Annotated in this window: 9 protein-coding genes and 1 pseudogene; 2 read left to right on the forward strand and 8 right to left on the reverse strand. The window is 43.4% G+C overall.

From position 1 onward, the window contains the following. Window positions 1-313: 313 nt before the first annotated feature. Window positions 314-589 (reverse strand): annotated as a pseudogene (locus tag PF479_RS12475) (hypothetical protein); the annotation flags it as partial. 260 nt (window positions 590-849) lie between these two features. On the opposite strand from PF479_RS12475, the gene PF479_RS12480 reads away from it, so the two are divergent. Beyond that, window positions 850-2,307 (forward strand): sulfatase-like hydrolase/transferase, encoded by a 1,458-nt coding sequence (locus PF479_RS12480; protein ID WP_298007054.1) that lies wholly within the window; start codon window positions 850-852, stop codon window positions 2,305-2,307. Window positions 2,308-2,320: 13 nt separating this feature from the next. On the opposite strand, the gene PF479_RS12485 is transcribed toward PF479_RS12480, so the two are convergent. Genes PF479_RS12485 through PF479_RS12495 form a run of 3 tightly spaced genes read right to left on the reverse strand, consistent with a single transcriptional unit; the run spans window position 2,321 to window position 6,075 of the window. Further along, window positions 2,321-3,202, reverse strand: coding sequence for a DMT family transporter (locus PF479_RS12485; protein WP_298007057.1), 882 nt, complete (start codon window positions 3,200-3,202; stop codon window positions 2,321-2,323). Window positions 3,203-3,253: 51 nt separating this feature from the next. After that, on the reverse strand, window positions 3,254-4,732 hold the full coding sequence (locus PF479_RS12490) for a helix-turn-helix domain-containing protein (RefSeq protein WP_298007059.1): 1,479 nt from the start codon (window positions 4,730-4,732) through the stop codon (window positions 3,254-3,256). After that, complete coding sequence (locus tag PF479_RS12495; RefSeq protein ID WP_298007061.1) at window positions 4,729-6,075, reverse strand: sensor histidine kinase; 1,347 nt, start codon at window positions 6,073-6,075, stop codon at window positions 4,729-4,731. Before PF479_RS12495 ends, PF479_RS12490 begins: the two co-directional genes overlap by 4 nt. 312 nt (window positions 6,076-6,387) lie before the next feature. On the opposite strand from PF479_RS12495, the gene PF479_RS20820 reads away from it, so the two are divergent. After that, entirely contained in the window at window positions 6,388-6,570 is a 183-nt protein-coding gene (locus tag PF479_RS20820) for a hypothetical protein (protein ID WP_367277236.1), read from the forward strand. Here the strand turns inward: PF479_RS20820 and PF479_RS12505 are convergent. The 4 genes from PF479_RS12505 to PF479_RS12520 all read right to left on the reverse strand — a co-directional run bounded on the left by PF479_RS12505 (window position 6,513) and on the right by PF479_RS12520 (window position 11,372). Beyond that, window positions 6,513-8,393 carry a methyl-accepting chemotaxis protein gene (locus tag PF479_RS12505; protein WP_298007067.1) on the reverse strand — a complete coding sequence of 627 codons (1,881 nt, stop codon included), beginning with the start codon at window positions 8,391-8,393 and terminating at the stop codon, window positions 6,513-6,515. The two genes, PF479_RS20820 and PF479_RS12505, sit on opposite strands and share 58 nt — an antisense overlap. 75 nt (window positions 8,394-8,468) lie before the next feature. Next, window positions 8,469-9,764, reverse strand: coding sequence for a TRAP transporter large permease (locus PF479_RS12510; RefSeq protein WP_298007070.1), 1,296 nt, complete (start codon window positions 9,762-9,764; stop codon window positions 8,469-8,471). Further along, the gene (locus tag PF479_RS12515; protein ID WP_298007073.1) at window positions 9,757-10,278 is read right to left on the reverse strand and encodes a TRAP transporter small permease; all 522 of its coding nucleotides are present in this window, start codon (window positions 10,276-10,278) and stop codon (window positions 9,757-9,759) included. The genes PF479_RS12510 and PF479_RS12515 overlap by 8 nt, the downstream gene beginning before the upstream one ends. Before the next feature lie 74 nt (window positions 10,279-10,352). Then, window positions 10,353-11,372 carry a TRAP transporter substrate-binding protein gene (locus PF479_RS12520; protein ID WP_298007076.1) on the reverse strand — a complete coding sequence of 340 codons (1,020 nt, stop codon included), beginning with the start codon at window positions 11,370-11,372 and terminating at the stop codon, window positions 10,353-10,355. Between the last annotated feature and the right edge of the window lie 386 nt (window positions 11,373-11,758).

The raw sequence follows: 11,758 nt of genomic DNA on the forward strand, positions 1-11,758 counted from the left end.
AAAACTATTTTTAACATAATCATTTTCCATCTCATAGATTTTCGTGAAATTACCGGAGGAAATCAAATCTTCACTCCCCTTGTAAATCCAGAAGATTTTATAGCCCAATGCCGGGACAGGGGCCTGAAAAACTGAACAGTATCTCATTTGACCCATTGTGTATTGTGCTCTGCAGGGCAGAGTGGCATCCCATGAATGGGGATTAAAAACAACCAGCGGTGTGCCGTAGCCGGGATTGCCTCAGAGAATCCATTTCCTGACCTATCATATTTAAATTGGCGATAGTCGGTCCGCCTCCGTGATTCCCCACCCCTTAAAGATTCATCACAGGCTGTCCTGTTTCTCCGGCGATCTCCAGAGATCTTTGGATTTTCTGTTTTTCCATATTTCCTTTTTCAGGTGCTTCCCATAGATGGCCGTAAAGAGTCGGAATCCTGTAGGCTGCAAGGGAGCTTCCATCGGCAGAAGTCCACAGAAAGAGATCGTCCTTCAACTCACTTTTCTCTTTCCCATCGGGACGCATGAAAACATAACCTGAAATACCGCTTTTAATCAGAATCTGAGGCAATGCCCCATTATGACCGAGAGAGTCGACATTGAACCCGGGATAAAGACCCCCGCAGCAGAGCTACGAGGTATTCTGGCCCGACGAATAAAACTCACAGTATGTTGAGCTTCATCTTCTCCACCTGTAAACATTTTAAACAGGGAATTTGCCGCTGTGAAGATGTGAGTTTTCTCAACTTTTGTATTTTGATAGAAAAATTACCTATACCAGCTGAATATTACCCTACAGGATCATCCAGAAAAAGTGTAATATAAGACAACACGATACGCAAAGGAATATTCATGTCCCAGAAACCCAATGTTCTACTTATTAATACGGATCACTGGTCCGCTTCTCTTATAGGCGCCGCCGGTCACCCATCTATACTGACTCCCACATTAAACTCATTAGCCAGAGACGGAATAAGATTTCAGAATGCCTATTCGGAATGCCCGGTCTGCATTCCCGCCCGGCGCAGTCTGATGACAGGAACCACTCCCCGGACACATGGAGACAGGGTCTATTCGGACACCATGAAAATGCCTGATTTACCCACATTGGCAGAAACATTCGGAATGAACGGATATCAGACATATGCTGTTGGAAAACTCCATGTATATCCTCAGCGGAACCGTATAGGATTTGATGATGCTCTCATAACAGAAGAGGCCCGTTACGACTTCGGTGTGATGGATGATTATCAGATATGGCTGGGAGAACAGGGATATACAGGCCAGGAATTCATGCATGGGATGGGCAATAATAACTATCAGAGCCGCCCCTGGCATCTCCCTGAAGAAACTCATCAGACAAACTGGATCACCCGGGAAATGATCAAAGTTATTAAAAGAAAGGATCCCGATAAACCGGGGTTTTACTACCTCTCCTACCCCGCCCCTCATCCTCCTCTGGTACCCCTGCAGCATTATTTTGACCTTTACAGCAAGGAAGATATTCCCAAAGCTCTAACAGGAGACTGGGAGGGGGACAATTGTTATGCCTTGAAAGCTCTCAGGGATAAAACTGACCACTACTCGCAGAAAGAAAAAACTGACGCTCTCAGGGCTTTTTACGGTCTCTGTACTCACATAGATCATCAAATCCGCCTGGTAATTGGAACCCTCCGGGAGATGAGCCTCCTTGATAACACAGTCATTATGTTTATCAGTGACCATGGAGACATGCTCTTTAACCACAATATGCTGGCTAAAAGAGTCTTTTACGAAGGATCAGCCAATATCCCCTGTCTGATTTCAGGAAAACCTGTTGAGAAACTGAGGGGACAGATAGACAATAGACTGGTCTGCCTGGCAGATATCATGCCCACCCTGCTGGATATCTGCGGTCTGAAAATCCCCGAATCTGTAGAAGGTTTGAGTGCTGTGAGCAATGAAAAAAGATCTTATTTGTACGGAGAGATTGGAGAAGGAGATACGGCCAGCCGCATGATCCATGATGGTCGATACAAACTGATCTATTATCCTCTGGGGAATTACAGCCAGCTCTTTGATTTACAGGAAGATCCGACCGAACTTCATAATCTGTCACAAAATCCGTCTCATGCTGAAAAACAGAATGAACTGCAGAAAGAACTGATGTCCCGACTCTATAAAGATGATATAAACTGGATCCAGAATGGCATATTAAAGGGGCTACCGGACAAAGATTATTGTGCTTCTCCGGATTACAGCCTCTACAACCAGAGAGGTGGCCACTGGCCTCCTCCATCAGGTGGTTATGGTTCTCAGGGGAAATCCTGAAACAGAGATACAATCAGAAGCTGCCCCATGTCACAGCGAGGGCTCCCAGGATGATGAGAAAGCCCCCCATGATTTTGGGTCCAGTAGTCTTTTCCTTCAGGATAAATGCTGAAAGGATTAATGTAAAAAGAACCTGTGTTAATAAAAGAGCAGATGTGACTACAGGACCCAGTCTCTCCAGAGAAATCAGTCTGAAATTGAAATAGACAACACGAATGAGTATTCCGTTGAGCAGAGACAGGAATATAATTCTCCCCCACCCTTCCTTCGACTTGAGAGTGGAAAATCCTCCCAACCTGAAAAACAAAAAGGCCGCCAGAATAGCATTGGCAAGATTCTGAGCAATCAACAGAGCAGGACGCCCCAGGTCAGGCAAAATAATGGATAGGATGACCAGGTTTAACCCGTTCACAGCCGCAGAAGAGACTCCGAAGAATACGGACAGCGGGGTTGTACCCGGTGATGAGTCACCACGAAATACAAATCCCGCCAGAATAAGTACCGCAAAAACAATAAGCCCCAATCCTGCCCAGGAGAGAATTCCGGGACGGTGTGAAAGGATAAGAAGGTCCGATAATACTACAAAGGCAGGAGTAACCTGAAGCAGAGCATTCTGAGCACCAATATCTCCCCGTTCAACACCATTAAAAAAGAGAAGATTCATTGAGAAGGGTCCCAGAATGACTGATAACAGCAAGAGAAGGAGTGATGAGAGCGGTACCCCGGAAAGAGAGACAAAAGGGATGAATCCCAGAGCAACAGCAAGACCGGCAAAGGATCTGAAAAACATAAAAGTGATCGAATTGGTCTGTTTCAGAACAGACTTGGCCATCATCATGCCCATGGACATAATAAAAGCAGCACCCACCGGTAGAAAGTATATGGCAATATTCATTCGCTTATCATAGCCTGTTGCCCCGATAGGAAACCATTAACAATACAGTGATTATTTATACGATTCGCCATCGGCATAGGCTCGTGGGGATAAACCGGTTTCCCTCTTAAAGGCTTTGCTGAAATAGTTGGGATCAATAAAACCTGTAGCAGTAGCAACTTCGGCAACAGTCACCCCCGGAGTCAAAAGGAGTTCTTTTGCCATTTCCATTCTATGCATGATTTGAAATTCCTTGTAGCTCATTCCCGTCACCTGCCTGAAACAACGGCTGATGTAACTGGGGCTCCTTTTCAAATGATCAGAAACCTCCTGCATTGACGGAGGATCTCCGCTGTGTTCTTCCAGAAATGTCCTGATATCCTCGACTAAACGCTGCTCCCGTGTCCGGTGTGTCTGTCTGATATTCCTGGACACATCACAGAGGAGTGTTTCCAGAATTTCTATAACCTCTCCTATTTTATGTGCATTTTTTAACTGAAGAGTGAGAAAGTCAGGATTCAAAGATTGAAACCGCGTTGCAAAAAGAGAAATCAGACGTCTGTCAATGATCGTTAAAAGCTCCAATGCATAGCTTATTGCTTCTCCCAGACTTTTTACAGCTTTTTTATATTGAAAAAGATTCGTCAGCTTACCTTGAATCAGATGAAGCCGCCCCTCAACCAGATCATCCCCCAGGGAACGTTCCTGACTGACACGGCTCAGAGAGTCTGAAACCCAGGCAGAGTCCTGTTTCAGGACCGATTTCTCGGCAATTTCACGTACTAAATCTCTAAAATCAGTGATCGGTCCTAATAGAAGAGGTTCTGAAACAACAACTCTATTCTTGATTTTATTGGTAAGAGTTTTCATGATCTTCTCAGGATTGATATCTCCTTTCCGGCTCTGTAGAATGAGATCTGCCGCACCGGAAATACAGGCTCCATAACAATCATAGCCCATAGCGTCAAACCGCGTTTTCAGGGAGAGTAACAATGGTCTGCCGCTTCTGCCGGCAAGGGGCAGGGAAAGAAAATAGAAGGGTGTGGTTTTCATTTTAAGGATTGCTGATAACTCTTCCAGATTGGTCCTGAATTCCGGTCCCGGATGCCGGAGACGCCAGATAAGTTCCCGTTCCTGGGACTGTTGATTCCGGCCAGGGGCAGTCTGCTTTTTTTTATCGATCCTCTCCATGCTATTTCTGATGGATTCGGAAAAGTCTCTTCGTGAAACCGGTTTGAGAAGGTAATCAGCGGCCTGATATTTAACGGCCAGTCTGGCATAATCAAACTCACTATAGGCTGTTAAAATCAAGGCTTCCCCGGAGAGACCATTCTCCCGGAGAAGATTCAGAGCCTCCAGTCCCGACATTTCGGGCATTTCGATATCTACCAGCATCAGGTCAGGGTTCAACTCGAGAGCGGTCTCGAAAAAAGTACGACCTGTAGCGCATTCGGCAATGACCTCTATGGATTTAGAGAACTCAGCTTCCACAAAACTGCGGAGTGCCTTTCTTTCAAGAGCCTCATCCTCTGCTATGATCAAGCGTATCATGCCAGCCGCTCTTTGCAGGGAATCGTGAGACTCACAATGGTTCCTCCCTCCTGGGCATTGCTAATAGTAAAGCCGGCACGCTCGGAAAATGACAGTTCCAGTCTGTCCCGGACATTGGTGACACCGATTCCTTTACGGGATTCATCTCCTCTTCTACTCCAGAGATTCTCCAGGGATTCTTCTGAAATGCCGCATCCGTTATCCCGGACTTCAATATTCAGGAATCCTTCCTGCATCACCGTGGAGACTTGGATTAAACCATCTTCAGTGACATTCTTTAATCCGTGAGTAATGGAATTTTCGACAAGGGGCTGTAAGATCATGGGAGGAACCGAAACATCCTGTCCTGCCTCATCAATATCAAGGAGAAAACGGATTCTGTCTCCATGACGAACTTCCTGAATCAGGATATAGGCTTTCAGGACGCTCAGCTCTTTGCTGAAGAAGACCTCTTTTCCTTCATTATCCAGACTGTAGCGGAGAATACTCGAAATAGATTCCACAAGTGACACTGTCACATCAGAATCCATAAACATGGCGCTCCGCCCTACCATATTCAGGGTATTGAACAGAAAGTGAGGATTGATCTGCAGCTGCAGTGCCCGGAGTTGGGTTTCCCTGAGTGTCTTTTCCCTTTCGGAAGCAGCCAGTTTTTCCTTGTTCAGGAGAGAATCCAATTGGGCATTATGCTCAATGTCTTCAATGAACCCGATGATATTCTTCTTCATGTCATTGAAAGCATCTCCAACAGATTTCAGCTCGCTGTAACGGGTTTCTTTTAAATCTGGAATCAACCAGTTTTTAAGAGAGAGTTCCCTTGCTGCATTTTCCACAGAATAAAGATGGGATGACAGATCCCTGATAAAAAATAGGACTGTTCCAATGTCGAGAAGCAGCAGGATCGCCAGAACTGCGAAAAGCAGCCCCTGTGTCCGTTGCCATTTCAATAAAAAGGACTCATGAGCCTCATTTGAGGCATCCAGATAAGCCACAACTAGTTCCTGAGCCCTGACTACAATATAGACAGCCTGGGTCTTTAAATAACTCATCTCCTGAAAGGTCGCATCGTCGAATTTTTCAAGGCTCATTATGGTACGGGCGGAATTGTCATAATATTCCATCATGCCCAGTAGACTGCGCCTGTATGTGGAATAAGCTGGAGTGCCCGGAGGAGTAATAGCGTAAAAGTGTTCAGCCTTCAAAAGCTCCTTCACCCGCTCGAATCCTTGTTCGTATCGCTCTATTATTGAGGGATCCCTCTGGAGGATATAAGATTCGAACTCATCGATCATATGGCCGAGCTCAATGGGTAGCCTGGCCATAAGGGAATGGCGTTCCATCATGACCCTGTACTCCTTGATGACCAGGACATAAGCCCCGAAAGACGCTCCGTATCCTACAAAAAAAGTAAAAAATAAGAGAAGATATTACAAGAGAAATTGATTTTTGATTGATCGTATCTTTATTTTAAATGCCATTGTGGAACATGAATTTATACATTACCATTGTGATTTACAGCCATCTGATAATATTTTCCGGTAAAGTGAATCCAGACCAAGGTATTTCCAGTAATCGATATAATTGCTTCCATTTTGGAATATTATACATGCTAAGAGAATAATTCTCCATTGTAAAAATACTGTTTCATAAATAAATTGGTCAATAACGGGATCAGCTTTGAAAGCTGTTATGCCAAAAACCCTGTTTGTATGCCCAGCCGTTGTTCTTTTCTGACCAGGACCTATCCCGCTCAGAACGGGGTAACCCACAAACAAAACTCTCATATTTCGGGTGCCTTGCTTACCTGTTCCTCTTGGTCTTCTCCAGTTTTGAAATGAGTCATTTCTTCTTCCAATGCCTTGGATATCGCATCGGTCTCTTCGGTTAAGTTTTTAACAACCAGCATTTCTCTAATTAAATCGTTCACAGCACCGGTAATAACTTTTATCCTTTCGGTTGTCTCCTTCGAGATTTCTTCTACACTCTTTATTGCCCTTTGATTTTCCATGGTAACCTCTCTCATAGAATCATCGCTTTCCCTGACCTGGGATGAAATCTCATTAAGCCGGACCATAGCTTCTAAGATTTGTCTACCCCCGGTACTAAGTTCGATCATACTTCCTGCAATTTCATCAAATGAGGCAAAAACCTGGCTTACTTCGTTATCAATAAGATGAAAAACTTCACCTGTTTTTCTGCCTGATTCAGTAGCTTCCTCTATATTTCTGATTATTCCATTCATTTCCCCATCGATTCTTTTAGAATTGTTTGAGGTTGCTTCTGCCAATTTACGAATTTCATCTGCTACAACAGCAAATCCCTTACCTCTTTCTCCTGCATGGGCTGCTTCAATTGCTGCATTCATTGCTAGAAGATTTGTTCTTGAAGCAATATCAGCAATTAGTCCGGTAATGTCCTGAATTTCTTCAATACTGCCATGAACCAGGGAGATGACATTATTTGTTTTTTTCAACTTTGAACCACCCTCGTTGGATAATTCAACCAGACTATTCAAAGAAGCTTTCTTTTTAGCCGTTATATCTGTGACGCTGGATACAGATGATATCATTTGAGTTATGGAAGCCGTAGTTTCCTCAATCATTGTAATCTGATCACCGAGGGTATCTTCCAGTTGATTCAGTTGTTCTTTTACCGTATCTACAGCATGATTTGAAATCCCTACTGTAGCATCTAGGGAAGTCATACTTTCAGAAATTGAATGAGCAGATTCGCTCACTTTCTCCGTCGTTTTTGAAACCATATTGACACTGTTTATCAACTTTAATTTAAGGCTGAGATTGATTCCCGAAGTCTCTTTTATTTTTAGAATGGAAAGACCGAGAGCATCGGTAAAAGCGTTCACATTTTGACTTAACCGTCCCATTTCATCCCTCGTTTGGACTTGGATGCGATCGGCAAGATCTCCTTCTTTCATTTTGGATATTCCGATCTCGATTTTACTTATTCGATTAGCCAAAATATTTGCAAAGAACAGGGCGATAAGCATAGGAATAAGAATTATAGCGATGAGGACAAGTGCAACGATACGGGTTGCCCGCTTTTCATACTTTCTAATCTCCTCATCTATTGTATTGTACTGTGTCTCCAGGTTTTCAAGAGTTAATTCGATATTCTTATTCAAAGATGTTGTAATGCTCTGAATATAAAAAACAGCATCTTTGATTTCAATATCCCGTTGACTGCCGTCTCCTTCCATTGACCAGGCTAATACCTGAAGAGTAAATGGTTTCTCCTGACCAATAAACTTATCTGCTACATTGACTACATTGATTATTCTCTCATCCAGTTTATCCTGAGATTGGGCTAGAGTAGAGGCATAGAGCACAATGATCTCAATAGTCAAAACAATAGAGCTATTAATAGAAGGAAGGAATTCCAGATCAGAAACATCTGAAAAGGCTTCATCTAAGTCCTTTTTTTTCTCTTCAACCTGTTCCTTTTGTTCACGAAAAAGAGCACTATCCAAAAGGTTAACCTGACCGATATAATCAATTAATCTATAGTTGAGATTTTCCAATAATGACTGTTCGTCCTTAATCCGTTCAACAGGCATCAATAAGAGGTGATTGAGAAATAAAGATGCAACACCTGTTAGAGATGTTATTAAAACCAACATGATTAACTTGACTCGTATTGACATTGGATCTCCTAATATATCATACGCAAAATCTCCGGGGATACGGGAAAACCCTTATCCCCGGGAAAACCGGTAACTTTATTTATAAAAGAGATTTGGCAGAGTCATGACGATCTGCGGAATATAAGTGATAGCCAGAAGAACACTAACCATAACAAGATAAAAAGGAATCATCGCTTTTGACAATTTCTCAATGGAGATGCGGGAAATAGCACTGCCGATAAACAGTACACCTCCAACAGGTGGAGTAATCAAACCAATTCCCAGATTCAGAATCATGACAACTCCAAAATGTACAGGATCCATTCCCAGTTCCAAAACGATGGGCAGGAGGATGGGGGTCATAATAACAATGAGAGCCGACATCCCTGTCAATGTTCCCAGAAAGAGAAGCAGAAAATTGATCAGTATCAAAATAACAAACTTGCTACTGGTTAAGGCCATAATTCCACTGGCAAATAGTGCCGGAATCTTCAGAAAAGCAACAAGCCAGCCAAAAGCACCAGCTGAAGCAATCAATATCATTACAATGGACAAGGTTTCCAGAGAGGTCCGAAGGATCTTGAAAAATGATCTTAAAGGGATTTCCCTGTATATCACAAATGTGACGAAGAATGACCAGATGACGGCAATTGCCGCGGCTTCTGTTGCTGTAACGATTCCACCGACAACTCCGACGACAACGATGAGAACCGTCAGAAGACCCCATGAAGAGTCATATGTTGATTTCAAGGCAAATCTCAGATCAAACTTCTCGCCCTTGGGATACTTCCGGAGAACGCTGATAAAATAACAGTAGACCATAAGGGCTATCCCCAGGAATATTCCCGGAACCAGACCTCCCATAAAGAGCTTCCCGATACTCACTCCTCCGGCAGCCATGGCAAATATGACAAAGTTATGACTGGGAGGAACAAGCAGCCCCTGTATAGAGCTTGCCATGGTAACAGTCGTGGCAAACTCACCGTCATAGCCGTCTTTTTTCATCATAGGAATCATAATAGAACCGATGGAAGATGTATCAGCTGTGGCAGATCCTGAAATTCCACCAAAAAACATACTGGCCAGGATATTCACCATAGCCAATCCGCCTCTCATCCATCCGATAAGTGCCTTGGAAAGACCGATGAGTCTGTTGGAGATTCCTCCTTCTCCCATAAGGGCACCGGCAATAACAAAAAATGGTACCGCCTGAAGGACAAAGACATGGACACCCTTTACCAGATTGATGGCAATCATCTGAACAGGCATCTGGAGATACATTGTTGTCAGAACCGCTGAGATTCCCATTGCCAGGGCAATTCTCTGACCAATAACCATCATGAGCACAAAGCTTCCCAGTAATATGGCAATTGCAATATTAGGATCAGGCATTTCTAGCCTCCTTAGGAGAAATTCCAGTGGAAATTTCAAATATCAATTTTAAGCTGAGCATGGCAGCGAGCAGAATACCCCCTACTGGGACAGAGAGGTACAGCCAGCTTCTTGAAATTCCGATGGCTGAGTCCACCCAGTTTTTATTCATTTCGACAACTTTGAATCCTTCCACACAGAGAAAAATTGCAAAGGCGATAATAATCAGGTCATTAAAAATAGCAATACCGTTTTTCCACTTAGGGGGAAGATACTGATCCAGCACAGTGATACGAATATGATTTTCATTCCTGATTCCAATTGCAATGCTGAGCATTGAAAACCAGACCATACAGAGAAGAGAAATCCCCTCTCCCCAGGCGGGGCTTTTATTCAGGACAAAACGCCCGAAAACGACGATCGTAATAACAATTATCTGCATTATCATCAAGCCACTGCAGACAGCATTAATCGACTCATACATTCTCTCCATTGTCTTCATCAGACTGCTGGGCAGTTTACTGTTGGTTGTCATTTTGTTCTCCCTAAAAAAAACCGGCTCAGAGCCGCAGCTCCGGCCGGTAAAATCTTGTCATTCAGTTTATGAAATTACTTTACAGCCTGAATATCTTTGATCAGATCAGTCAGACCAGCACCATATTTTAAGAATACGGGAGTAGCTGCTTCAATCCATGCATCTTTATCACTCAGTTCGTAAAACTTAGCGCCTTTAGACTCCATGTCTGCAATGTACTCTTGGTTTTTCCTGGCTACAAATTCCTTAACAAAACCTGTACTGGCCACAGCAGCATCTTTGATAATCTTCTGATCTGCAGGACTCAGTTTGTTCCAGGAGATTTCAGACATATGAATGATAGTGGGTGCCATTGTATGTGTATCAAAGGTAAAGTTGGGAGCTACTTCAAAAAAGTTGTTTGTGTAGTAACCGGCAACGGGGTTTTCACCAGCATCAACAACACCAGTCTGGAGAGCTGAATACAGTTCGCTGTAGGCAATAGGTGTGGCAGAAGCACCAAAGGCTTCCATGAGATCAACAAACATCTGGATGTTCTGAACTCTTACCTTCAGACCTTTCATGTCAGCCAGGCTTCTAACAGGTTTTTCTGTTGTAAAAAAACTTCTGGCACCGTCGGAATGGTAAGCCAGAGAAACCAGTTTAGTTCCACCGGCCTGAACCTTGGCAAGGATTCTCTCTCCTACTTCGCCCGTCATAACTTTGTTAAGGTGGTCTTCATCCCTAAACACATAGGGAAGTTCATAGACATAAACATCCTTAACGCCCATATCAGCAATAGTTCCAGGTTTGGACATGGTAAAGTCCAGAGCTCCAACCTGTACAGATTGAACCATTTCACTTATTCCACCCAGCTGGCTGGAGGGATAAAGATCAATAGTAATTCTACCACCTGAATTCTTATTAACTTCATCTGCAAAAAACTGTGCTCCCTGCAGGAAAGGATGGTTCATAGGATTTACAGCACCAAAACGCAGTGTAATTGGTTCGGATGATTGTTCAACCGCAGCAGCGGGATCAGCGTCCTGCTGGCCACCGGCAAATGCAGAAACAGAGAACAGGATAGTCAATAATAGAATCATTAACTTTTTCATTAGAATACTCCTTATTTGTATTAGATAAATAATAATAGATCCACTTTGTAATAGCTGAAAAGGGTAATAATCAAGCCATATCTGGATTAAACAATCCATTATAGATCTTTCTCATCCACCATTAAGGATCGTCCTGGATGGAATCTGTGACTAGTCCCCGGGAAAAACAGCTTTCTTTTATAAAGGATACACCCCTATGCAGAATCGGCTCCTATTAATTCAGCTGTAGCTGACCTTTTTCAACCCTTCCCCGTCGATACAGTTCGCCAGATGATCAAGAATGACCGAGGATTTCCGTCCTTCTATCCCGTCACAGAGCAATTCTTCATTTCCTTCTACAGCTTTATTGAAATTATCTATCAGTCCCCAGTGGGTATAGCGTAGCC

The organism is Oceanispirochaeta sp. (assembly GCF_027859075.1).
GTDB lineage: Bacteria > Spirochaetota > Spirochaetia > DSM-2461 > DSM-2461 > Oceanispirochaeta.

Coding starts and splice junctions, on each gene's coding strand:
- PF479_RS12495 (WP_298007061.1), bottom strand. CDS start 6,075: ATGATGGAACGCCATTCCCTTATGGCCAGGCTACCCATTGAGCTCGGC.
- PF479_RS12505 (WP_298007067.1), bottom strand. CDS start 8,393: ATGTCAATACGAGTCAAGTTAATCATGTTGGTTTTAATAACATCTCTA.
- PF479_RS12510 (WP_298007070.1), bottom strand. CDS start 9,764: ATGCCTGATCCTAATATTGCAATTGCCATATTACTGGGAAGCTTTGTG.
- PF479_RS12480 (WP_298007054.1), top strand. CDS start 850: ATGTCCCAGAAACCCAATGTTCTACTTATTAATACGGATCACTGGTCC.
- PF479_RS12485 (WP_298007057.1), bottom strand. CDS start 3,202: ATGAATATTGCCATATACTTTCTACCGGTGGGTGCTGCTTTTATTATG.
- PF479_RS12520 (WP_298007076.1), bottom strand. CDS start 11,372: ATGAAAAAGTTAATGATTCTATTATTGACTATCCTGTTCTCTGTTTCT.
- PF479_RS12515 (WP_298007073.1), bottom strand. CDS start 10,278: ATGACAACCAACAGTAAACTGCCCAGCAGTCTGATGAAGACAATGGAG.
- PF479_RS12490 (WP_298007059.1), bottom strand. CDS start 4,732: ATGATACGCTTGATCATAGCAGAGGATGAGGCTCTTGAAAGAAAGGCA.